Origin of the sequence: Pseudomonas sp. JUb42 (assembly GCF_024807945.1) — a bacterium.
GTDB lineage: Bacteria > Pseudomonadota > Gammaproteobacteria > Pseudomonadales > Pseudomonadaceae > Aquipseudomonas.
Map to the genome: position 1 here is coordinate 281,724 of NZ_JANUFD010000002.1, position 22,216 is coordinate 303,939.

Genomic DNA, 22,216 nt, shown 5'->3' on the forward strand with positions numbered 1-22,216 from the left:
TAATTCGCACCCGGCGCAAACCCCAGCGAACCTAGACCGCCAACAACCGCTCGCGCAATTTGCTGATCTCGTCCCGGGTCTGCGCCGCTGCTTCGAACTCCAGGTCCCGGGCCAGTTGGTACATCTTCTCTTCCAGCTGGCGGATACGCTTGGTGATCTCGCTCGGTGAGCGCAGTTCGTTCTCGTAGCGAGCCTGTTCCTCGGCGGCCTTGGCCATGCCTTTGCGCTTGCGGCTGTTGGAGCCGGGGACGGTGGCGCCTTCCATGATGTCGGCAACGTCCTTGAACACCCCCTTGGGGATGATGCCGTTGGCGGTGTTAAAGGCGATCTGCTTGTCACGACGGCGTTCGGTTTCGCCAATCGCCCGCTCCATGGAGCCGGTGATGCGGTCGGCGTACAGGATCGCCCGGCCATTAAGGTTACGCGCCGCGCGGCCAATGGTCTGGATCAGCGAGCGCTCGGAACGCAGGAAGCCTTCCTTGTCGGCATCGAGAATCGCCACCAGGGACACCTCGGGCATATCCAGGCCTTCGCGCAGCAGGTTGATCCCCACCAACACATCAAAAGTGCCCAGGCGCAGGTCGCGGATGATTTCCACCCGTTCCACGGTATCGATGTCCGAGTGTAGATAGCGCACGCGCACGTCGTGGTCGGCCAGGTAATCGGTGAGGTCTTCGGACATGCGCTTGGTCAGGGTGGTAACCAGCACACGCTCTTCCAGGGCCACGCGCTTGCGGATCTCCGACAGCAGGTCATCGACCTGGGTCAGGGCCGGCCGGATTTCGATCTGCGGGTCGACCAGGCCGGTAGGCCGCACCACCTGCTCCACCGTGCGCCCGGCGTGTTCACCCTCGTAATTGCCGGGGGTCGCCGAGACGAAAATGGTCTGCGGGCTGACCGCCTCCCACTCGTCGAAACGCATGGGCCGGTTATCCAGTGCCGACGGCAGGCGGAAGCCGTACTCCACCAGGGTCTCCTTACGGGAGCGGTCGCCCTTATACATGGCGCCGACCTGGGGCACGCTGACGTGGGATTCGTCGATAACCAGCAAGGCATCCGGCGGCAGGTAATCGTAAAGCGTTGGCGGCGGCGCCCCGGCCGGGCGGCCAGACAGGTAGCGCGAGTAGTTTTCGATGCCGTTGCAGTAGCCCAGCTCGAGGATCATCTCCAGATCGAAGCGGGTGCGCTGCTCCAGACGTTGGGCCTCGACCAGTTTATTCTGCCCGCGCAGGTACTCCAGGCGCTCCTGCAACTCCACCTTGATCCCCTCCATGGCGTCGAGCAGGGTTTCCCGCGGCGTCACGTAGTGGCTCTTGGGGTAGAAGGTAAAGCGCGGCAGCTTGCGGATGACTTCCCCGGTCAGCGGGTCGAAGGCCGAGAGGCTTTCCACCTCGTCGTCGAACAGCTCGATGCGGATCGCTTCCAGATCCGATTCCGCCGGGTAGATATCAATGACATCACCCCGTACACGAAAGGTTGCCCGGGCAAAGTCCATGTCGTTACGGGTGTATTGCAGGTCCGCCAGACGGCGCAGCAGCGCCCGCTGGTCGAGCTTGTCGCCGCGATCGACGTGCAGGACCATCTTCAAATAGGTTTCGGGGCTGCCCAGACCGTAGATGCACGACACCGTGGTGACGATGATGGCGTCCTTGCGCTCCAGCAGCGCCTTGGTCGCCGACAGGCGCATCTGCTCGATATGGTCGTTGATCGAGGCATCCTTCTCGATAAAGGTGTCCGACGACGGCACATAGGCTTCGGGCTGGTAGTAGTCGTAATAAGAGACGAAGTATTCGACGGCGTTGTTGGGGAAGAACGCCTTGAACTCGCCGTACAACTGAGCAGCCAGGGTTTTGTTTGGCGCCAGTACCAGGGTCGGGCGCTGCACCTGGGCAATGACGTTGGCGATGCTGAAGGTCTTGCCCGAGCCGGTCACGCCGAGCAGGGTCTGGTGCGACAACCCGGCCTCGATCCCCTCGACCATCAGGCGAATGGCTTCCGGCTGATCACCGGCAGGCTGGAAACGGGTTACCAGTTGAAACTCGGACATAACGGACCTCTTTTTTCGTCGCCGCAAACGCCGTCGAAGGACGTAGGAAAACGAGATGACCACTCCGTCGCCTCGGCTCCTCATGGGGAGCAGGCTTACAAGATGGGAGTGTGGTGGACTACAAATGGTGCCGTCATGTTCACCTTTCAAGCGACGCATTGCACCCGTTGATCGAAAGCTGCGGCGCAATCTGCCCAGTGATCGACAAATAAACCGAAAAACCCTGAAAAAACGCCCTCTACCCTGTCGCCCCCACCGCCGATGCTCTCTATACTAGGTCCCCGTTTGCGCACCGCTCTAGTGCATTCGGCCGGAGCGTTGCACCCCTTCACTCCCCCACTCAGAGCCGCCGCAAAATGAGCCTGTTCTCCGCTGTCGAAATGGCACCTCGCGATCCTATCCTTGGCCTTAACGAAGCATTCAACGCTGACACCCGAACAACCAAGGTCAACCTTGGCGTTGGCGTTTACTGTGACGAAGCCGGGAAAATCCCGCTGCTGCGCGCCGTTGCCGAAGCCGAGAAGATTCGCGTCGCTCAACACGCACCCCGTGGCTACCTGCCGATCGACGGCATCGCGGCCTACGACCTGGCCGTGCAAAAACTGCTGCTGGGCGCTGACTCGCCGCTGATCGCTGCCGGTCGCGTGCTGACTACCCAGGCGGTGGGCGGCACTGGCGCACTGAAGATCGGTGCAGACTTCCTCAAGCAACTGCGTCCTGATGCCGTCGTCGCCATCAGCGACCCAAGCTGGGAAAACCACCGCGCGCTGTTCGAAACCGCCGGTTTCCCGGTGCAGAACTACCGCTACTACGATGCCGCCAGCCACGACGTGGACCGCGCCGGCATGCTCGCCGACCTGCAGAACCTGCCGGACGGCTCCATCGTCGTGCTGCACGCCTGCTGCCATAACCCGACCGGCGTCGACCTGACCGCCTCCGACTGGAAAAAGGTCCTGGAAGTGGTCAAGGCCAAGGGCCATGTGCCGTTCCTCGACATGGCCTACCAGGGCTTTGGCGATGGCATCGACGAAGACGCCGCCGCCGTGCGCCTGTTCGCCGACTCCGGCCTGACCTTCTTCGCCTCCAGCTCGTTCTCCAAATCCTTCTCGCTGTACGGCGAACGTGTCGGCGCCCTGTCGATCATTACCGCCTCGAAGGAAGAGACCGGCCGCGTGCTGTCCCAGGTCAAGCGCGTGATCCGCACCAACTACTCCAATCCGCCGACCCACGGTGCGACCATCGTCGCCGCCGTGCTCAACAGCCCTGAGCTGCGTGCCACCTGGGAAGCCGAGCTGGGCGAGATGCGCACCCGCATCAAGGCCATGCGTGAAGCCATGGTTGAGCGCCTGGCGAACAACCCGAAAGGCCAGGACTTCAGCTTTGTCGGCCGTCAGTGCGGCATGTTCTCCTACTCCGGCCTGACCACCGCCCAGGTCCACCGCCTGCGTGACGAGTTCGGCATCTACGCACTCGACACCGGCCGTATCTGCGTTGCCGCGCTGAACAACAGTAATATCGACGTCGTGACCAAGGCGATCATTCAGGTGATCTAAGCGGTACGGATGGACAAAAAGGGGAAGTCGATGAAAATTGGCTTCCCCTTTTTTATGAGCACGGTTGCTGCGGCGAGTTCTAAAAATCCTCTATTTCCAAAATTGGATCCAATAAAACTAACGAAAACCCATCATACTCACAACACGCCATACAAGTACCCGCGCCAAATGCACAACCCTTTAATAACTAACAACATTCAGGCCTTTTCAAAATCCTGCAAGAACAAAATATTTCCAACCACTATGTATTGGATCACACACAATCACCTCGGTATTGTCTGACCTTCCGATTTATTTGACCATTCAAGTAGAGGGTGGCACATTGACATCCAACCGGAAAAACCGGGTGCAGCAATCATCAAGCAGTCTCTGGCTGTGCTTTAGTTGTACTTTTCGCCCCTCGATAAAATAACTACAGGTAACGATGACCATGGTTACGCTCGGTGCTCGCTTAAGGTCCGAACGCTGCAGGCTTGGTCTCTCCCAGCGAGCGCTTGCGGAGATAGGTGGCGTCAAGACTAATGCCCAGGGCCACTATGAACAGGGTCTTCGCCTGCCCCGTGCCGATTACCTGGCGATGGTACACAGCGTCGGCGTCGATGTCGTTTATGTGTTAGTCGGGATAAGTAGCGAACCACGCATCCACGAAAGCCTTTTACATCGCTGGCACCCCTAGCGACGCCCTCCTGCCGTCCTCTACGGCAACAAGTCCGTGCCGTTCATCTAATACGTACTTTGCATAGAAAAAACCAATCCATTCGAATGTATAGTTATGGTGCGTGATCTGACGAATGACCGCTGAAGTGCTGAACTAACGCGGCGAGCAGGCTTCTAATAAAAAACGCAGGCGCACAGGTTGTCGGGAGAAGAAATGAAGTATGTATTATTTCCCAGGGAGCTGATTGAAAGGATTCTGCGAGAAGACGTCAACTCGTTTGCTCCATCGACGCTGGAGGAGTTGCAAAAGACCATTATGAAATCTCCAAATATGGAGCTGACCAAAGACCTCCGTTTTATTCTCGGCAGGCCCAGCTATGAATGCATGAGCACCGCCCAAGTGCTGCGTTACATGGGCTTCGAGATTGCCGAACACGCCGAGGACGAACAGGCCACCAGTATATTCTGGATGCTCAACCACTACATCAACGATCCGAAGAACTGGAGACAGAACTCCCTGGAGGAATTCACTCAAGTAGCGTTATTAAACAAAAGAGACCATTAGCCTCTCGCGCAATAGTTTCTGCTTTTGGCAGCCCGGTACCTGCCCGTCTTTTCTGACGCCAGAAAACGCACGCCGAACATTATCGCAATAGAGAAACATCGGCTTTTCTCAGTATTGAAACAGTCCTGTTACCCGCCCGTCTAATACCGTATTTTTTGCTCGATAGCCATTGACGCCGCGCCCTCTTTAAACAACCCTGCCAATAAAGACTCACACTTGATCTTGCCCACTATTGAGGTTCGAGACATGGAAGACTTGGCAATCAATTCTCAAGCAATGACCCTCCCGCCAGACAGCGGATTATCCGCCAGAGATTTTTACCCCCTTAACAGACAGAGCGATCTGGGCAACATCATCCAGGACATTGATAACCAGGGCTTTGCCTGCCTGGAAAATGTCATTACTGCCAACGAACTGAATGAACTGGTGGCGTTTGCCGATACCAGCGCCCAACGTTACCAAGGGGAATATTTTGCCCTGCATGGCAAGGACCTGCTTAACAGGAGTCTGCTGGCAAAGCTCTGGGACAACCCGAACCTGGTACAGATGTTGTCCCGGCTCTATGAACATGCGGCCGGCCGCAAACCCGCCAGCGATACCATCTGGCCGGTCCTGCGCTGCGTGCAAGGCAATCAGGGCGAACGTGAGTCGGGCTGTTTCCACTACGACGCCAGTCTGGTGACCTTATTGATCCCGATCATTATCCCGTCTGAGGGCGAAGAGCGCGGTGACCTGATGGTCTTTGCCAATATCAGAAAAACCCGAGGCATGGTGTTGTTCAACCTGATTGAAAAGATGCTGCTGCAAAATTCATTCAGTCGCAAGCTGCTCAACGCTATGATCAAGCATAAACTGCTCAAACCCAGACAACTGCAACTCAAGCCGGGCAACTTGTATATCTTCTGGGGCTACCGTTCCTTGCATGCCAATAAGCCCTGCAGCCCCGATATAAAAAGAGCCACGGCGATTTTCCACTTTGGCGACCCCCATGAAGGCAGCGCCGTGACCAAACTTATCTTGAAGTTCAATCAGCGACGGGCGCGACGCACCAGCCATAAAGCCATGAAGACACCAAGAACCCAGTAAACCTGAATAAGGGCCCGTACTACGGCCCCCTATTCACTCAGGCTTTCTTGCGATAAGCCATGGAGTCATCGATACGCTTGAGAATGTAATCCCCCGCCGCTACCGCCGGATATTGGCTGTCGGCGGCGTCTATACCCAGATCGCAGGGATCGACGACCGCACCATAGGTCGGGTCATAAAACGTCGCGATGGAATAGCGCTCGTGCCCGGACTTGTTGATCACCCGGTGCAGGGTCGAACGAAAACGATCGTTGGACCAGCGCGCCAGCAGGTCGCCGACATTGACCACCAGGCTGCCAGGGATGGGCGTCGCGTCAATCCAGCGGTTACTGGCCAGTTCGCGCACCTGTAAACCACCGCTGTCGTCCTGATAGAGCAAGGTGATGCAGCCGTAGTCGGTATGGGGCGCGACTCCGAACTGGTCGGCTTCGGCGGTCGGCGGGTGCGGCGGGTAATAGACCATCTGCGTGCGCTGCAGGCGCTTGGTGTATTTGCTGACGAAGAAATCCTGCTCGATACCCAGCCCCACCGCTACCGCTTGCAGCAGGTCAGCACCGGCCTTGCCGATTTCGCTGTAGTACAGCTCCAGTGCCTCACGCAGTTCGGGCATGAAGTCCGGCCACTGATTCGGCCCACGCAACGCCTCCCCCGCCAATACGGCCGGATCGTCTTCGGGCAGCTCCAGGCCCATGCTGAAGAACTCCTTGTGATCGGGCTTGGTCGCTTCGTACATCAGGGCGCCGCCAAGTGCATGCCAGCCGCGATGGCGCTTGTTCACCGCCACCTGACGCTTGGTTTCAACAGGGTGCGCGAAAAAGCGCCTGGCCGCCGCCATGGCCCGATCAATCACCGCCTGGGGCACGCCGTGATTGACGATATAGAAGAAGCCAGTCTCACAGCAGGCGAGGCGGATGGCCTCGCCGACTCGCTGGATACTGGCCGGATTTCCCTCCCGGACACCGGTCATATCAATCAAGGGCAGATTTGCGCTGGCGGTCATGCTGACTCCTGAAGGGTTAAAGCAAGTGGTCTATACAGGCACAAGCATTTCCTGTGCCGCCTTGTTTTACGGCATGCCGCTTGCTGGGGATGAGATGCCTGAACGGGCTCACGCTTATCAGACACCGCTCAACCTCATGATCTGGAATGAGATTTTGTAGGAGCGAATTTATTCGCGAAAGCGGTGTTTCAGACAACGAGATGCATCGACTGTACTGGCCTCTTCGCGAATGAATTCGCTCCCACACTGTGCGGTGTTTGTTAGTAACAGCGCGGTGACAGAGACTGCAGAATTTCAATTCAATCCAATCAAGGATACTCAATGCGCCGCTACCACCCAGGCCCCGACTTTCGCCACGCCCATAGCATCGCTGAACTGGCAGCCATGGCGCAGCGACGGTTGCCGAATTTCGCCTGGGAATACCTGGCCGGTGGCGCCGAAGAAGAAATAACCCTCACGCGCAATCGCCAGGCCTTTGCCAATATCCGCCTGCTGCCGCGCACTCTGGTGCCCTGTACCGGCGTGGACACCCGCCGCACCCTGCTCAATCAGGATCTGCCGCTGCCCATGGCCATCGGCCCCACCGGCTACAACGCCATGCTCCATCGCGACGCCGACATTCATCTGGCCCGGGCCGCTACCGCGAGGGGCCTGCCGTTTACCTTGAGCACCGTGTCCACCAGTTCTCTGGAACAAGTGGTCGCTGCGGTGCCCGAGGTCAATCTGTGGTTCCAGTTGTATTGCCTGCGCGACCCCAAGGTTCAGGAAGACCTGTTGCAACGCGCCAGCGCCGTGGGCTGCACGACGCTGCTGTTGACCAGTGACGCAGTGTTGCTCGGCAATCGCGAGTGGGACAGGCGTAACTTCGTCCGCCCCCGCCAGTTGAGCCTGCGCAACAAGTTCGATGTGCTATGCCATCCGCGCTGGCTGCGGCAGGCGCTGTGGCCCCAGGGCATGCCGGGGGTCGCCAATGTCGAGCGCTACCTGCCGAAGAATCAACGCACTGCGGCGGGCGCTGCGCACTTTATTGGTGCGCAAATGGACACCGCGCTGGATTGGGACGCACTGGCCCGCCTGCGTGAGCGCTGGCCGCACAAACTGTTGCTCAAGGGCGTACTGCACCCGGCAGACGCGGAAAAGGCCGTGAACCTCGGTCTCGATGGCATCGTGATCAGCAACCATGGCGGCCGCCAACTCGACGGGGTTCCGGCCACTGTCGACTGCCTGCCCGCCATCGCTGCCGTGGCCAAAGGCAAGCTGAGCCTGCTTTTGGATGGCGGTATCCGTCGCGGTACGGATATCCTCAAGGCTTGCGCATTGGGCGCCGACGGCGTGTTGCTTGGCCGGGCGACCCTGTATGGCGTCACCGTCGGTGGCGAGGCCGGAGCCGGGCATGCCCTGGACCTGCTGGCCAACGAGTTGCGCCTGGCGCTGTCCTTGCTCGGCCAGCCGCAGCTGGATGCCTTGCGTGCCGACTTTTCTACTTCTTTGACCGTGAGCTGAATCGATGAGCGATCTGCAACAGACCCTCGACCAATTGCGCGCCGCCCTGGGTGACGCCCAGGTGCTGACCGGCGAGGCCATCGGCCAACGGCATTACAGCGACTGGACCGGTCACGCGCCGGCCTGCGCCGCCGCCCTGTTGCTGCCCCGCACCACCGAGCAGGTCAGCATCGCCCTGCGTATCTGCAACGACGCCGGGCAATCGGTGGTGCCGCAAGGCGGGATGACTGGGCTGGCCGGGGGTGCCATTCCCACGACAGCGGATATCGCCTTGTCCGTGGAACGCCTGCACGGCATCGAGGAAATCGACGCCGCCGCCGCGACCATCAGTGTCTGGGCCGGTACTACGTTGCAGGAGATTCAACAGGCCGCCAGTGGCGCAGGCTTCCTCTTTCCCTTGGACCTGGGCGCCCGAGGTTCCTGTCAGATCGGCGGTAACATCGCCACCAACGCCGGTGGCAACGCGGTGATTCGCTATGGCATGACCCGCGAGCTGGTGCTGGGCCTGGAAGTGGTCCTGGCCGATGGCCGGGTGTTGAACCTGATGAACAAGATGATCAAGAACAACTGCGGCTATGACCTGAAACAGTGCTTCATCGGCAGCGAAGGCACTCTTGGAGTGATTACCCGCGCCGTTTTGAAGCTGGCCCCGCAACCCGGCGAGACCACTACCCTGCTCTGCGCCCTGCCCGACTACGCCAGCGCGGTAAGCCTGCTGCGCCGGGTGCAGCGCGACGTTGGCACGCCTCAGGCCTACGAGCTGATGTGGCAGGACTTCTTCCGCATGGGCGTGTCCTGGCTGGAAAACCCCGTGGCACCGATGCCCGACGAATACCCGCTGTATGTGCTGCTCGAGTGCGCCGGCAGCCGCCAGGCCCTGGAGCAGACTGTGGAAGCCGCCATGCAGGCCGGGGAAGTGGCCGACGCCATCCTCGCCGCCTCCCATACCCAGGCCCGGGCCCTGTGGAAAATCCGCGAAGCCACCGGCGAGTTCCCGGTGCGCCTGGCCCCGTTGAACTTCGATATCAGCCTGCCCATCGGCCAGATCGGTGACTTCGCGCAGATGTGTCGCCAGCGCCTGGATCAGCGCTGGCCGGGCAACCACAGTGTGTATTTCGGCCACATCGGTGACAGCAACCTGCACCTGACCGTGGACTGCAACAGCCTGCCGCAACCGGCACCGATCCTGGAAATCGAAGAACTGGTCTATACCGCCGTAGGTGAACTGGGCGGTGCGGTGTCGGCTGAACATGGCATCGGCCTGCTCAAACGCGAGTTCCTGCACCATTCGGTGAGCGCCGAGGCACTGGCGGTGATGCGTCAACTCAAGGCCAGCTTCGACCCCAAGGGCATTCTCAATCCGGGGAAAATCCTCGGTTGATGGCAAAAGCCCAGCTTGTATATACCGGTATGGCACGCTAACTGCTTCATATCACCCGCCAGAAGAATCCTTGCGAGTCAAATCCAGCTTCAACAGGCATGACCCCCACACAATTTGAGCCTCACTGAGACGAAGGAGTTACCGCATATGCAACTCGATTCCCTGTTCAGTACCAAAGCTGTCAAAAGCCTGAGTATCGCCGTGGCCATGGCGATCCTGCCGCTGGCGGCCCATGCCGATCAGTTGGCCGATGTGAAGAAAGCCGGTGAGCTGGTGGTGGGCACTGAAATGCAGTTCGCGCCGTTCGACTACCTTGAAGCAGGCAAGCAGAAGGGCCTGAACGCCGAGCTGTTCGAACAGCTGGGCAAGGAACTGGGGGTCAAGATCAAGTTCCTCGACCTGCCATGGCCGAGCGTGCTGCCTGGCCTGGAAGCGAAGAAATTCGACGTGGTCGCCGGCCCGATCATCGAAACCAAGGCGCGCCAGGAACGCTACCACTTCGTCCTGCCCGTGGCCGAAGCCACCGTCTCGCTGATGGTCGGCGCCAAGGACGACAGCATCAAGAAGCCTGAAGACATCTCCGGCAAGACCGTCGGCGCAGGCAAAGGCTCGGCGCAATTGGAAGAACTGAAAGCCTTCGCCAAGACCCTGCCCAAAGAAGTCACCATCAAGGAATACGTCGACAACAACCAGGCCTACGCCGACCTCGCGGCCAAGCGCATCGTCGCCGTGGCCAACTCGCTGCCGAACATCTCCTTCGTCGCCAGCCAGAAGAGCAACCTGTACCGCGTGGTCGAGCCGCCATTCGGCAAGAAATCCTACTTCGCCTACCTGGGCCGCAAGGACGCCGATGCCGACAGCCTGATCGCCGCCCTGGACGCCGCCATGCTGAAAATGCACGCCGACGGCCGCCTCGCCGCCCTGCAGAAGAAATACCTGGGCGCCGAAATGGACGTGCCGAAAGCTGACTTCACCCCGACCTGGTAAGCAAGCCTTGACCCTCGATCGGCAGCGCCTGGCCCTGGGCCGCTGTCGGTCGATGCTGGAGTAACCCCATGTTCGATTGGCCCTTGCTGCTGCAAAACCTGCCGCTGTTGGTCGACGCCTTGCTGGTGACCCTCAAGGTCTCGGTGGCGGCCCTGGTGTGCGGTTTTGTCATCGGCATACTGGTGGGCAGCCTGCGGCTGTCACCTTCGCCACTGCTCAGACGTCTGGGCGGGGCCTACATTTTCGTGTTCCGCGGCATTCCGCTGCTGGTGCAACTGCTGTTGATCTACTACTTCCTGCCGCGTATCGGCCTGCCCAACGTGTCCCCGGAGGTGGCGGCCATTACCGGCCTGTCCCTGGCGGCCGGGGCCTATATCGCCGAGATCATGCGCGGCGGCTTCCTCGCCATCCCCGGCGGCCAGCTGGAAGCAGCCGGCCTGCTGGGCCTGAGCGCCGGGCAGATGCTGCTGCGCATCCGCGTGCCCCAGGCCGTGCGCCTGACCCTGCCCGCGCTGATCAACGAGATGATCCTGCTGATCAAGGCCTCGTCCCTGGTTTCGGTGGTGGGCCTGGCCGACCTGACCCGCACCGCGCAGAACCTGGCGGCCAGTGACTACATGTTCGTACAGGACTACCTCATGCTCGCGGGCTTCTACTGCCTGATCAATATCCCGCTGGCCTTCTTCGGCGGGGTGCTGGAACGGCGCATGAAGGAGAAAAGCGCATGATCTTCGACCCGAAAATCATCACCGACCACCTTGGCGATATCGGCTCGGGCTTTCTCGTCACCCTCGGCACCTGGAGCAGCGGCGTGGCGTTGGGCCTGGCACTGGGCATGCTGATCGCCGTCGCCCAGTTTTTCGGTAACAGCTTCATCCGCGCGCCGTTGCGGGTGTTTATCGAGGTGATCCGCAGTACGCCGTTTCTGGTCCAGCTGTTTTTGCTCTACTACGGCGGCCCGGCCTTCGGCCTGAGCCTGGAGCCGATTCCCGCCGGGATTCTCGGCCTGGGCGTGTATGGCAGCGTGTATTTCGCCGAAATCTTCCGCGGCGGCTTCGAGTCGATCCCCCGTGGCCAGCTGGAAGCCGCGCAATGCCTGGGCATCACGCCGATGCAGGCGATCCTGCGCATTCAGGTGCCGCAGATGCTGGTGCTGATCCTGCCCGCCCTAGTCAACATGGTGACCGTGCTGTGCAAGGAAACCGCCGTGCTGTCGATCATCACCATCCCGGAACTGACCATGGTCATGACCGGCATCGGCTCGGAAACCTTTGCCTTCGTCGAAACCCTGCTAGCCCTGTGCGTCGGCTATCTGCTGCTGGTCGAGGCGTGCTCGCGGCTGGGCATGTTCCTGGAAAAACGCGTCGGCCGCTTCATGAACCGGCAGGCGCACTGAGATGAGCAGTATCCAAACCATTTCCCGGCCGGTGCCTGTGAGCGCCGCCGTGCAACAAGGTGAAGCGATGAAAACTGGCGAGCAACTTCCCGCTGACCGTGCGCCCATGCTGACGCTGAACAAGGTCGGTAAAAGCTTCGGCACCGTGCGCGTGCTCAAGGGCATCGACCTTGAGGTGCATCCGGGCGAAGTCATGTGCTTGATCGGCCCGTCCGGCTCGGGCAAATCCACCCTGCTGCGCAGCATGGCCTTTCTCGAAGAGTACGACGAAGGCGAAATCCTTATCGAAGGCCAACTGCTGGGCTGGCTGGCGCAAGCCGGCAAAGGCCGCAAGCGCGCGCCGCAGTCGCGGATCAACCAGGTGCGGCGCAATATCGGCATGGTCTTCCAGCAGTTCAACCTGTGGCCGCACATGACCGCCCTGGGCAACGTCTGCGAGGCCCTGCGCCGGGTGCGCAAGCTGTCCGCCGCCGACGCTACGGCCAAGGGCATGGCGATGCTGGACAAGGTCGGCCTGGCGCACAAGGCGGCGTCCTACCCGGCGCAGATGTCCGGCGGCCAGCAACAGCGTGTGGCCATTGCCCGCGCCCTGGCCATGGAACCGCACATCATGCTGTTCGACGAACCCACCTCGGCGCTGGACCCGGAATTGGTCGGCGAAGTGCTGCAGGTCATGAAGACCCTGGCCAAAGAAGGCATGACCATGGTCGTGGTCACCCACGAAATGGGCTTTGCCGCCCAGGTCGCCGACTCGGTGGTGTTTCTCGATCAGGGCCAGATCGTCGCCCGTGGCACGCCGCAGGCGATCTTCCATAACAACGAGCACCCGCGCTTGCAGCAGTTCCTGCAGAACTATCTGGACCGCAATGCGTTCTGGACCGACGCCCCCGAGGCAAGCCTGACATGAGCAGCCCGCCCGGCCTGAACAAACCTGCCCCGCAAGCCCTGTACCGGCGCGCCAAGGACTTTGTGCAGGACAAGCTGGGCCGTGGCGAATGGAAGCCGGGGGACCTGATCCCCTCGGAAAACCGCCTGGTGCAGGAATTGGGCATGTCGCGCATGACCGTCAACCGCGCCCTGCGCGAGCTGACTGACGAAGGCCAGCTGGTGCGGGTAGCCGGGGTCGGCACTTTTGTTGCCGCGAGCAAGCCGCAGTCCAACCTGCTGCGTATCACCAATATTGCCGATGAAATCCTCGCCCGGGGCCATCGCTACAACTGTCAGGTGCTGCACCTGGGCCGCGAGTCGGCGTCCATGTCCATCGCCGCCGCCCTGGCCCTGCCCACCGGCGCTTCGGTGTTTCATCTGCTGTGCGTGCATTACGAAGAAGACGTGCCGGTGCAACTGGAAGACCGTTACGTCAATCCGGAACTGGTCCCGGACTTTCTCAGCCAGTCGTTCGGCGACCGGCTGCAGGCCGCCAAGTACCTGCTGCAAGTCATCCGCCCGGATGAAATGGAACATATCGTCGAAGCCAGCCACCCCAATGGCGACGAAAGCCGACAGATGCAGATCGACAGCAACGAACCCTGCCTGGTCCTGCTGCGCCGCACCTGGAACAGCGGCAAAGTGGTGACCTACGTACGTCTGCTGCACCCCTCCTCACGCTATCGGTTGGGCAGTCGTTTGCCGGTGACCGGGGCGCATCGCGATAGCTGACTGCTCCCACAAAAACCCATCAACTGAGCTGCCAGCCGTTACTTGAGGTCACGAAAAGGCCGGTTTTCGCAGGACCTTTCTCTTTCTGCTGCGTGAAGTTTCCGAGACAATCCCGAGCGTATTGCGCTGCTCAAATGACCTCTCTAGTCTGCGCCGGTCGCTGAAACTCAGTGATCGGGTTTAGCAGCTCGCTTGGTTAACAACATACAGCGCAAGTACCGCCTTTATGGCGGCTTTGCGTGGGGCATCCTCGGGTGCGCCGGTCTTTTGTATGTTTTCCACCGGTCTGCTAACCCGCGACAAAGCCGCCACCCCCGATTCGATTAGCAGCGAGTTTCCGGTGGCCTCACCATTGGAAAAATATAATGACCATCGACAAAACAGCGCCAACCCTGGCCGAAATTGAAAAAGAGCTGCTGGAAATCTCCGACCTGATGCGCTACGCCTCAGCCACCGTCTATGAAAGCGGCGACAGCCTCAACGGCCCCCACCGCGACCTGGCCTTCAGCGGCGTGCACCTGATCGGTGAAGCGCGGGGCAAGGTGGATCGGTTATTGAGCCGGGTTGAGGGGGTGACGCGCAGCATCTGAATCACCGCGAACGCACGTAGGAGCAACTTTAGCCGCGAGGGTGTCCTCCCGGCTAAAGCCGGTCCTACAGGACCCGACACAGATCCCGTGGGAGCGAGGCTTGCCCGCGAAGAGGGCGGTACATCCACCGCATTCTCTGAGGCTGAAAATACGCGTTCGCGGGCAGGCCTCGCGCCAACGATCAAAAAACCCCATAGGACCGACCAAAAATCCCGCACTGCTCGCCGTAATGGGAAATATGATTGCATCACCCCACTCGAACCGGCACGATCGCTCTGCCGCCTGCGTTTGCAGGCCACTGCCCGCGTTACATGCCCCGGAGTGTTGTCGGCCATGGCTCAACCCGCCTCACATACCCCTGTCGCCTCGCAGAAACTGACCCCACGCGAATTTCGCGGGATGGTCGCAATTCTGTTGTCCATTGCCCTCGCCACCCTGGATACCGCCATCGCCAACACGGCGCTGCCGGCCATCGCTGCGGATTTGAATTCGTCCCCGGCGGCGTCGGTCTGGGTGATCAACGCCTATCAACTGGCGGCGGTCGCAACCCTGTTGCCCTTCGCCGCTTTAGGTGGCGTTGTCGGACATCGTAAGGTCTATCTCGGCGGCCTGATGCTGTTCGTGGTCTCGTCGCTGCTGTGTACCCTGGCCTGGTCGCTGCCGACCCTGACCATCGCCCGCGTACTGCAAGGCATCGGCGCCAGCGCCATCATGAGCGTGAACGCGGCACTGATCAGCTCGATCTTTTCCCACGAACGCCTTGGCCGTGGCCTGGGCATGAATGCTCTGGTGGTCGGCACGTCCTTCGCCGCCGGGCCGACTATCGCCTCGTTGGTGCTGTCGGTGGCCAACTGGCCCTGGCTGTTTGCGATCAACCTGCCCATCGGCCTGTTCGCCCTGGTCTTCGGCTGGAATTCGCTGCCCGTGACCAAACCCGGCACCCTGACCTTTGACCGACTGACGGCGGTGCTCAATGTCATCACCTTTGGCGCGCTGATCTTCGGCCTCAGTCAGGCCGCGCAACTGGGCTCCCTGAGCAGCGTGCTGATTGCCATGGCGGTGTTTCTCGTCGCAGGCGCACTGATGCTGCGTCGCGAGGTTGGCCATCCGGCGCCGATGTTCCCGCTGGATCTGTTGAAGCGGCCGATGTTTGCCCTCTCCGCCCTCACCGCGTTCTGCTCCTTCGCCACCCAGGGCCTGGCATTCGTGTCGTTGCCGTTTTTCTTTGAAACCGTACTGGGTCGCGACCCGGTACAGACCGGCTTCCTGATGACCCCCTGGTCAGTAGTAGTGGCCCTGATCGCGCCGGTGGCCGGGCGTTTGTCCGACCGTTATCCCGCCGGTCTGCTGGCCGGGATCGGCCTGGCGATGCTCAGTGGCGGCATGGTCTCTCTGGCACTGATGCCGGCCGACCCCAGCGCCCTGGAAATCTGCATTCGCACGATTTTCTGCGGCCTGGGCTTCGGTTTTTTCCAGGCGCCCAATCAGAAAGCCATCATGACCAGCGCCCCGCGCCATCGCGCCAGCGGCGCCAGCGGCACGGTGGCCACGGCGCGGTTGATCGGCCAGGCCACCGGGGCTGCACTGGTGGCCTTGAGCTTTGGCATTTCCGGCGAGCACGGGCCAGTACTGGCCCTGAGCATCGGCGCCTGTTTCGCCGCTGTGGGCAGTGTGGCCAGCGGCCTGCGCCTGCTGACCAAACCGGTGGTCTGAGTCAGCGTTTCTTGAGGATCTCGATGGCCTTGTTGGCATCGAGCTTGGGGAAGGAGAAGCGGATCAGCAGCGGCGTTTCCTTGGTCAGGCCAATCACCAGCAGTTCTACGGCGCGGAAATTGGCCGGGGCATCGGCAAAGAAGGCGTCCATGTCGCGGTAGCTTTTTTTCTTGTCGGCGGTGGCCAGGTCAATGTCGACAAAGCTGTAGGTCAATGAGCCCGACTTGATTGCAGTGTCTTCAAACTCCTTGAATTTGCTCGCATACACCGCGCCCGAGGTCGAGGCGGCCAGCTTGAACATGTCCAGCTGGTTGCTGGCATCGCTCAGTGCCGAAAGCCGGTAGCTCTTGCCCAGCTCGTCGAGGGTGTGGGCGTAGAGGTCCTTGTCGAAGATGCTGATCAGCGACACCATGTTCAGCTTGTCGCTGATAAAGGTCAGGGCCGCGCTGAATCTGTGGCCGACGAACTCGACGTTATCCAGGCACAGGGCCTTGATGCCCATCTGCTCGGAGCAGTCGTAATAGCCTTTGACCGACTTGAAGCTGTCGTAGGGCGCGTCATAGGCATAGTTCTGGAACAGAATGTCGGCCGCCTGGGCAGCAGGCGCGCTGAACAGCGCGCTCACACTGACGATGAGCGCCGGGATCAGTTTATTGAGCATGAATGCGGGCTTCCTGAGCGATCGAATATCGCTAATAGCCCAATGCTACCAATGAAAAACCCCGGCTGTCTCAGGATTACTTGATCAGCACCACCGGCACCGAGACATCGTGAATCACTCGGTTGGCCACCGAGCCCAGCAGCAAGCCGCCGATACTGCCCAGGCCACGGGTGCCCATGACCACGGTATCGCAGCTCAACTGGCGTATCGCCGACTCGATCTGCTCCGGCACGTTGCCAATGGCCGGGTGCAATTCATAGCTGACATTGGCCGCTTTCAGAAGCGCCCCGGCTTCATCGAGAGCACGCTGCGCCGTTGCCAGCAGGCCATCGTTGATCTGCTCGATGAGGTTGCCGGTAATGTAGTCGCCATAGATCACCGGGCCGTTCTGCACGTTGACCACATGGACTTCCAATGGGCGAGCCAGGCAGCCGGTGAAGTCGATGACGTACTGCAAGGCACGTTTCGAGGCTTCGGAACCGTCGTAGGCAATCAGGACTTTGCGCATGTCGTTTCTCCATAAGGGCTATGGAGTCAACATAGGACGCTGACGAGCGGTGAACTTGACCGGGATCAATTGAAGCGGGGATTTATCGAGGGGTATAGCCAATACACCAACGCCGGGCATGAAGCCCCAGCGTTGGCGTTACAACTTACAGCGCCATGTCGGCCGCTGGGTTGCTTTCAGCTTTCTTGACGGGTGCGGCCGGAGCTGCACCGGCAGCCGGGTAGGCCGCCGCGTCGATCACCGGAGGCTTGCTCAGCAGCAGGACGTCAGCGGTGTAGTCCCACTCTTGCTGAACGCGTGCGGGCGAGCCATTGAGCTTGGTACCGTAGCTCGGCACGATCTGGCGCATCTTCTCCTGCCAGGCAGGCGTCGCGACTTCTTTCTTGAAGACCTTCTCCAGCACATCGATCATGATCGGTGGCGCGGTCGAAGCACCTGGGGAGGCACCCAGCAGACCCGCGATAGTGCGGTCTTCGGAGTACACAACCTCGGTACCCAGCTTCAACACACCGCCTTTCTCAGGATCACGCTTGATGATCTGCACGCGCTGACCGGCCTGCCACAAGCGCCAGTCTTCTTTCTTGGCGTGGGGGAAGTACTCTTTCAGCGCATTGAAGCGGTCGTCATCCGACATCATCAACTGACCTGCCAGGTACTCGATCAGCGGGTACTGCTCAACGCCTACCTGAGTCATCGGCCACACGTTATGGGTCGTGGTGGTCGACAGCAGGTCAAGGTAAGAGCCTTGCTTGAGGAACTTGGTGGAGAACGTCGCGAATGGCCCGAACAGGATCATGCGCTTGCCGTCCAGCACGCGAGTGTCCAGGTGCGGTACGGACATGGGCGGAGCGCCGGTCGACGCGATACCGTAAGCCTTGGCCATGTGTTGCATGGCGATGTCCTGATTATCGGTCACCAGGAACGAGCCACCGACCGGGAAGCCTGCGTATTCGCGGGCTTCAGGGATGTCGGATTTCTGCAGCAGCTTCAACGCGCCGCCGCCAGCGCCGACGAACACGAATTTCGCGTCAGTGCCGTGGGTGGTGCCGTCTTTCAGGTTTTTGTATTCGACGTGCCAGCCGCCGTCTTTGTTGCGGGTGATCTCTTCGACTTCGCTCGACAACTTCAGGGTGAAGTTAGGCTTGGTCTGCAGGGCGGCAACGTACTGGCGAGTGACTTCACCCCAGTTCGCGTCGGTGCCGAGCGGTGTCCAGGTCGCGGCGATTTTCTGGTTGGGATCACGCCCTTCCATCATCAGCGGAACCCACTGCTTGATCTGCGCCTGATCTTCGCTGTACTGCATGCCAGCGAACAATGGGCTGCGCTGCAGTGCCTCGTAACGCTCTTTGAGGAACTTGACGTTATCGTCGCCCCACATGAAGCTCATGTGCGGAGTGGAATTGATGAAGGAATGCGGGTTCTTCAACACGCCCGAGCGGACCTGCCAGGACAGGAACTGACGAGTGACCTGGAAGGCCTCGTTGATCTCGATCGCCTTGGCGATTTCGATCTTGCCGTCTTTACCGTAAGGGGTGTAGTTGGACTCGGCCAGGGCCGAGTGACCCGTACCGGCGTTGTTCCAGCCGTTGGAGCTTTCTTCGGCGACAGCGTCGAGGCGCTCGACCATTTCCATGGTCCAGCCCGGTTCCAGTTCATTGAGCCAGACGCCCAGGGTGGCGCTCATGATCCCGCCGCCGATCAGCAGCACATCGACTTTCTTGGTTTCGGCAGCCTGCGACGGCGTAAGCGCCATCGACATCGCCAGGCCCAGCAGGGCCGTGTTCACTGTTTTAAACATGCTTGTTCCATATGATAAATCGCCATCCGCCCGCCATCAGCAGGAGCAGGAACCGTGCTGCCGGTAATCGCTACCGTCGACACATCTCCCACGCCAGCGTGGACCAGAGGATGGACATACAAGGCCGATTGGGGTTTTTTGACCTCACGGTGATGTTCCCCTGCGCTGACTTCTTATTAATCATTGGCTTCAGCTGCTTGAGTGACACTACATCGTTCTATCCCGCACGAGTGCGGCCGTGGAGTGTATAGAACCCGCCGCGGAAACGGAAACTACAGCAGAAAGCTTTCAGCAACCCTTCGATGACCGGATATGGGAGCGGATTTGCCGTGTTGTCGGCTGTGTCCCCTGTAAAGACGAACGAACGGGGTGCTTCTACACTTCCCGTCAAAGGTTGCGGTGATAAGGTGCTGAAGCAGAGAAATAGCCGATCCTTGCGAACCCGACGCCTTGCGCCGGTTCGAAAGGCAATTGCATGGAGTTGAAACATGTCTGTCTGGACCATCGTTGCTGGCAACACCGTACTCAATTCACTGGATCTGGAGAAAGCCAGGCTCGCCGCCAGGGAGAATCCGGGTGGCTGGTGCTGGCGGCCGGGCATGGCCGACTGGCAGCCGATCTACGAGAACAGCGAGATTCGGCCGATGAAAAAGGATGGCGTCACGCCGCTGCCCACGCCGCCGCAATCAATGATCTATCCCAAGCCCGGCGCCCCGCCCGCTGGCGCGGCCAATCTTCCTGCAGCACCGCCAGTGCCCTCTGCTGCGCCAGCGGTAAGGGCCAGCAGTGATGTCGCGTCGAGCGGTTTTGGCTCCGGTCAATGGACCGAGGGTCTCGACTTCAAGATCCACGGCATGGAAACCCAATTCGTCGAGGTGGAGTTGGATCAGGGCGAAAGCGCCATCGCCGAGGCCGGGGCAATGATGTACAAGACCTCGGATGTCGAGATGGAGACCATTTTCGGCGACGGCAGCGCCAGCGCGTCAGGCTTCATGGGCAAGCTGATGAGCGCAGGCAAGCGCCTGGTCACCGGTGAAAGCCTGTTCACCACGGTGTTCACCCAACAGGCGCCGGGCAAAGGCATAGTCGCTTTCGCCGCGCCGTTCTCCGGCACCATCCTGCCCCTGCACCTGAGTGACTACAACGGCAAGCTGATCTGCCAGAAAGACAGCTTCCTGGCCGGGTCCAAGGGCGTGTCCATCGGTATGCACTTTCAGCGCAAAATCCTCACCGGCCTGTTTGGCGGCGAAGGCTTCATCCTGCAAAAACTCGAGGGTGACGGATTGGTCTTCGTGCATATGGGCGGCACCATCCGCAAGATCAACCTGGCTCCGGGCGAGCGCCTTGATGTCGACACCGGCTGCCTCGCGGCGATGACGGCCGAGGTGGATTTCGATATCCGCAAGGCCGGCGGCCTCAAAAGCATGCTGTTCGGCGGCGAAGGCGTGTTCTTCGCCACCGTGACCGGGCCGGGCACCGTGTGGCTGCAGAGCCTGCCCTTCTCGCGCCTGGCCGGCCGGATGCTGGCCGCCGCGCCGCAGGGTGGCGGACAGCGTCAGGGTGAGGGCTCGGTGCTGGGCGGGCTGGGGGACATTATTGGCGGGCGTAACTGAACATACGCCAGCGCATGGGCTCTCATCAGACACAACTTAACCTTGTGATATGAAGCTCCTTGTGGGAGCGAATTTATTCGCGAAGAGGACGGTGCATCAATCCATCTTCAGCGTCTGAACTACAGTCTTCGCGAATGAATTCGCTCCCACAATTCGGCCCATAAGACTGAGTCTCAAAACAACCAAAAGGACGACCCATGCAGATTACCCAAGGACAAAGGTTGCCTCTGTCGAGCATCCTTCCGGGCGACCAGTTGAGCTTCACCCTCGCCATCACCCTGAATTCGCCCCATGTGATCGACTACGTGTGCTTTGGCGTCGATGCCGCCGGCAAGCTGTCCGATGATCGATACATGGTCTTTTTCAACCAGCCCACCAGCCCCTGCAACAGCGTGCGCCTGAGCAACGGCGGCGAGTTCGGGCTGAATCTGGCGACCTTGCCCAAGACCATTGAGCGCCTGGTATTTACCGCCTCGATTGATGGCAACGGCGCGATGAAGGACCTGACGGCCAGCCGCTTTGCGATCAAAGGCGCCAACGGCAGCGAATTGGCGACCTGTGAGTTCCGCGGTCAGGACTTTGCTGGCGAGAAAGCCATCATGGTCACCGATATCTATCGCAAGGACGGCGTCTGGCGCGTGCAGGCCAACCTGCAAGGCTTCAACGAAGGCCTCGACGCGCTGGTCCGGCACTTTGGCGGCGAAGTCGCTGAAGCCGCGCCTGTAGCAGCCCCTGCCCCGGTAAAGATTTCCCTGGAAAAGAAAATCGCCGCAGCCGCCCCACATCTGGTCAGCCTGGCCAAGAAAGCCCAGGTCAGTCTGGAAAAAAATCAGCTGGCGAACGTCAAGGCCCGCGTCGCCCTGGTGCTGGACGCCTCCGGCTCCATGAACGGCCAGTATTCCCGTGGCAGGGTGCAGGAGGTGGTGAATCGCCTGTTGCCCATGGCTGTGCATTTCGATGACGATGGCGAACTCGATTGCTGGGCCTTCGGTGCCAAGTCCTGCCAGTTGTCGGCGGTATCCCTGGGCAACCATCAGGACTACATCAACACCGAGGACGGCGGCTGGCGCAACTGGAGCGTCGGCCAACGGATCAACGACGAGCCCAAGGTCATTCGCCAGGTCATCGACTACTACAAGCAGTCAGGCGATCGCACGCCGGTGTACGTGATGTTCATCAGCGACGGTGGGGTTCACGAAAACAGGGCCATTACCAAACTGATCGTCGAAGCGGCACAGCTGCCGGTGTTCTGGCAGTTCGTCGGCATCGGCGGCAACAGCTACGGCATCCTGGAAAAGCTCGACACCATGGAGGGCCGGGTGGTCGATAACTGTGGATTTTTTGCCCTCGACGACCTGCACGACATCAGCGAAGAAGCGCTGTATGACAAGCTGATGGCGGAGTTTCCGGGATGGCTCAAGGAGGCCAGGGCCAAGGGAATTATCTTCTAGGACGATCACCCACGACGCTTGGATGGGTAAAACCTGTGGGAGCGAATT

Annotated in this window: 19 protein-coding genes and 1 pseudogene; 15 read left to right on the forward strand and 5 right to left on the reverse strand. The window is 60.3% G+C overall.

The genetic code is table 11. From position 1 onward, the window contains the following. Nucleotides 1-31: 31 nt before the first annotated feature. Nucleotides 32-2,047, reverse strand: a complete 2,016-nt coding sequence (uvrB, locus tag M2401_RS05055) for an excinuclease ABC subunit UvrB (RefSeq protein WP_259100431.1) — start codon at nt 2,045-2,047, stop codon at nt 32-34. Nucleotides 2,048-2,403: 356 nt separating this feature from the next. Here uvrB and M2401_RS05060 point away from each other — a divergent pair, with 356 nt between their 5' ends. The 4 genes and pseudogenes from M2401_RS05060 to M2401_RS05075 all read left to right on the forward strand — a co-directional run bounded on the left by M2401_RS05060 (nt 2,404) and on the right by M2401_RS05075 (nt 5,908). Beyond that, complete coding sequence (locus tag M2401_RS05060; protein WP_259100433.1) at nt 2,404-3,600, forward strand: amino acid aminotransferase; 1,197 nt, start codon at nt 2,404-2,406, stop codon at nt 3,598-3,600. A gap of 430 nt (nt 3,601-4,030) precedes the next feature. Then, nucleotides 4,031-4,222 (forward strand): annotated as a pseudogene (locus tag M2401_RS05065) (helix-turn-helix domain-containing protein); the annotation flags it as partial. Between the two features lie 249 nt (nt 4,223-4,471). Next, entirely contained in the window at nt 4,472-4,822 is a 351-nt protein-coding gene (locus tag M2401_RS05070; RefSeq protein WP_259100437.1) for a hypothetical protein, read from the forward strand. Nucleotides 4,823-5,068: 246 nt separating this feature from the next. Beyond that, nucleotides 5,069-5,908, forward strand: a complete 840-nt coding sequence (locus M2401_RS05075) for a hypothetical protein (RefSeq protein ID WP_259100438.1) — start codon at nt 5,069-5,071, stop codon at nt 5,906-5,908. Nucleotides 5,909-5,945: 37 nt separating this feature from the next. On the opposite strand, the gene M2401_RS05080 is transcribed toward M2401_RS05075, so the two are convergent. Next, nucleotides 5,946-6,908, reverse strand: coding sequence for an isopenicillin N synthase family oxygenase (locus tag M2401_RS05080; RefSeq protein ID WP_259100439.1), 963 nt, complete (start codon nt 6,906-6,908; stop codon nt 5,946-5,948). A gap of 321 nt (nt 6,909-7,229) precedes the next feature. Here M2401_RS05080 and M2401_RS05085 point away from each other — a divergent pair, with 321 nt between their 5' ends. The 9 genes from M2401_RS05085 to M2401_RS05125 all read left to right on the forward strand — a co-directional run bounded on the left by M2401_RS05085 (nt 7,230) and on the right by M2401_RS05125 (nt 16,137). Further along, the gene (locus tag M2401_RS05085; RefSeq protein ID WP_259100440.1) at nt 7,230-8,411 is read left to right on the forward strand and encodes an alpha-hydroxy acid oxidase; all 1,182 of its coding nucleotides are present in this window, start codon (nt 7,230-7,232) and stop codon (nt 8,409-8,411) included. 4 nt (nt 8,412-8,415) lie between these two features. Continuing rightward, entirely contained in the window at nt 8,416-9,792 is a 1,377-nt protein-coding gene (locus M2401_RS05090) for an FAD-binding oxidoreductase (protein WP_259100441.1), read from the forward strand. 147 nt (nt 9,793-9,939) lie between these two features. Next, the gene (locus tag M2401_RS05095) at nt 9,940-10,779 is read left to right on the forward strand and encodes a transporter substrate-binding domain-containing protein (RefSeq protein WP_259100442.1); all 840 of its coding nucleotides are present in this window, start codon (nt 9,940-9,942) and stop codon (nt 10,777-10,779) included. 68 nt (nt 10,780-10,847) lie between these two features. Next, the gene (locus M2401_RS05100; RefSeq protein WP_259100443.1) at nt 10,848-11,507 is read left to right on the forward strand and encodes an amino acid ABC transporter permease; all 660 of its coding nucleotides are present in this window, start codon (nt 10,848-10,850) and stop codon (nt 11,505-11,507) included. Further along, nucleotides 11,504-12,175: an amino acid ABC transporter permease gene (locus tag M2401_RS05105; RefSeq protein ID WP_259100444.1), complete on the forward strand. Its 672-nt coding sequence runs from the start codon at nt 11,504-11,506 to the stop codon at nt 12,173-12,175. The genes M2401_RS05100 and M2401_RS05105 overlap by 4 nt, the downstream gene beginning before the upstream one ends. A 106-nt stretch (nt 12,176-12,281) precedes the next feature. Then, entirely contained in the window at nt 12,282-13,082 is an 801-nt protein-coding gene (locus tag M2401_RS05110; RefSeq protein ID WP_259100827.1) for an amino acid ABC transporter ATP-binding protein, read from the forward strand. Beyond that, nucleotides 13,079-13,834, forward strand: coding sequence for a histidine utilization repressor (gene hutC, locus M2401_RS05115; RefSeq protein WP_259100446.1), 756 nt, complete (start codon nt 13,079-13,081; stop codon nt 13,832-13,834). Before M2401_RS05110 ends, hutC begins: the two co-directional genes overlap by 4 nt. A 365-nt stretch (nt 13,835-14,199) precedes the next feature. After that, nucleotides 14,200-14,424, forward strand: coding sequence for a DUF3077 domain-containing protein (locus tag M2401_RS05120; RefSeq protein WP_259100448.1), 225 nt, complete (start codon nt 14,200-14,202; stop codon nt 14,422-14,424). Nucleotides 14,425-14,823: 399 nt separating this feature from the next. After that, nucleotides 14,824-16,137 (forward strand): MFS transporter, encoded by a 1,314-nt coding sequence (locus M2401_RS05125; protein ID WP_259100829.1) that lies wholly within the window; start codon nt 14,824-14,826, stop codon nt 16,135-16,137. 1 nt (nt 16,138) lies between these two features. Here the strand turns inward: M2401_RS05125 and M2401_RS05130 are convergent, their stop codons facing one another. From M2401_RS05130 to mqo, 3 genes are all read right to left on the reverse strand, one after another. Beyond that, a complete protein-coding gene (locus M2401_RS05130; RefSeq protein WP_259100450.1) occupies nt 16,139-16,798 on the reverse strand; it encodes a hypothetical protein in 660 nt (219 codons plus the stop codon). Nucleotides 16,799-16,874: 76 nt separating this feature from the next. Continuing rightward, nucleotides 16,875-17,306 carry a universal stress protein gene (locus M2401_RS05135; RefSeq protein WP_259100452.1) on the reverse strand — a complete coding sequence of 144 codons (432 nt, stop codon included), beginning with the start codon at nt 17,304-17,306 and terminating at the stop codon, nt 16,875-16,877. Nucleotides 17,307-17,451: 145 nt separating this feature from the next. Then, complete coding sequence (mqo, locus tag M2401_RS05140; RefSeq protein ID WP_259100454.1) at nt 17,452-19,104, reverse strand: malate dehydrogenase (quinone); 1,653 nt, start codon at nt 19,102-19,104, stop codon at nt 17,452-17,454. A gap of 488 nt (nt 19,105-19,592) precedes the next feature. Here mqo and M2401_RS05145 point away from each other — a divergent pair, with 488 nt between their 5' ends. Next, on the forward strand, nt 19,593-20,717 hold the full coding sequence (locus M2401_RS05145; RefSeq protein ID WP_259100456.1) for an AIM24 family protein: 1,125 nt from the start codon (nt 19,593-19,595) through the stop codon (nt 20,715-20,717). Nucleotides 20,718-20,914: 197 nt separating this feature from the next. Continuing rightward, entirely contained in the window at nt 20,915-22,168 is a 1,254-nt protein-coding gene (locus tag M2401_RS05150; protein WP_259100458.1) for a VWA domain-containing protein, read from the forward strand. Nucleotides 22,169-22,216: the final 48 nt, after the last annotated feature.

Excerpts from the sequence above, each read along its gene's own strand:
- uvrB (WP_259100431.1), bottom strand. The coding sequence starts at position 2,047 with ATGTCCGAGTTTCAACTGGTAACCCGTTTCCAGCCTGCCGGTGATCAG.
- M2401_RS05060 (WP_259100433.1), top strand. The coding sequence starts at position 2,404 with ATGAGCCTGTTCTCCGCTGTCGAAATGGCACCTCGCGATCCTATCCTT.
- M2401_RS05070 (WP_259100437.1), top strand. The coding sequence starts at position 4,472 with ATGAAGTATGTATTATTTCCCAGGGAGCTGATTGAAAGGATTCTGCGA.
- M2401_RS05075 (WP_259100438.1), top strand. The coding sequence starts at position 5,069 with ATGGAAGACTTGGCAATCAATTCTCAAGCAATGACCCTCCCGCCAGAC.
- M2401_RS05080 (WP_259100439.1), bottom strand. The coding sequence starts at position 6,908 with ATGACCGCCAGCGCAAATCTGCCCTTGATTGATATGACCGGTGTCCGG.
- M2401_RS05085 (WP_259100440.1), top strand. The coding sequence starts at position 7,230 with ATGCGCCGCTACCACCCAGGCCCCGACTTTCGCCACGCCCATAGCATC.
- M2401_RS05090 (WP_259100441.1), top strand. The coding sequence starts at position 8,416 with ATGAGCGATCTGCAACAGACCCTCGACCAATTGCGCGCCGCCCTGGGT.
- M2401_RS05095 (WP_259100442.1), top strand. The coding sequence starts at position 9,940 with ATGCAACTCGATTCCCTGTTCAGTACCAAAGCTGTCAAAAGCCTGAGT.
- M2401_RS05100 (WP_259100443.1), top strand. The coding sequence starts at position 10,848 with ATGTTCGATTGGCCCTTGCTGCTGCAAAACCTGCCGCTGTTGGTCGAC.
- M2401_RS05105 (WP_259100444.1), top strand. The coding sequence starts at position 11,504 with ATGATCTTCGACCCGAAAATCATCACCGACCACCTTGGCGATATCGGC.
- M2401_RS05110 (WP_259100827.1), top strand. The coding sequence starts at position 12,282 with ATGCTGACGCTGAACAAGGTCGGTAAAAGCTTCGGCACCGTGCGCGTG.
- hutC (WP_259100446.1), top strand. The coding sequence starts at position 13,079 with ATGAGCAGCCCGCCCGGCCTGAACAAACCTGCCCCGCAAGCCCTGTAC.
- M2401_RS05120 (WP_259100448.1), top strand. The coding sequence starts at position 14,200 with ATGACCATCGACAAAACAGCGCCAACCCTGGCCGAAATTGAAAAAGAG.
- M2401_RS05125 (WP_259100829.1), top strand. The coding sequence starts at position 14,824 with ATGGTCGCAATTCTGTTGTCCATTGCCCTCGCCACCCTGGATACCGCC.
- M2401_RS05130 (WP_259100450.1), bottom strand. The coding sequence starts at position 16,798 with ATGCTCAATAAACTGATCCCGGCGCTCATCGTCAGTGTGAGCGCGCTG.
- M2401_RS05135 (WP_259100452.1), bottom strand. The coding sequence starts at position 17,306 with ATGCGCAAAGTCCTGATTGCCTACGACGGTTCCGAAGCCTCGAAACGT.
- mqo (WP_259100454.1), bottom strand. The coding sequence starts at position 19,104 with ATGTTTAAAACAGTGAACACGGCCCTGCTGGGCCTGGCGATGTCGATG.
- M2401_RS05145 (WP_259100456.1), top strand. The coding sequence starts at position 19,593 with ATGTCTGTCTGGACCATCGTTGCTGGCAACACCGTACTCAATTCACTG.
- M2401_RS05150 (WP_259100458.1), top strand. The coding sequence starts at position 20,915 with ATGCAGATTACCCAAGGACAAAGGTTGCCTCTGTCGAGCATCCTTCCG.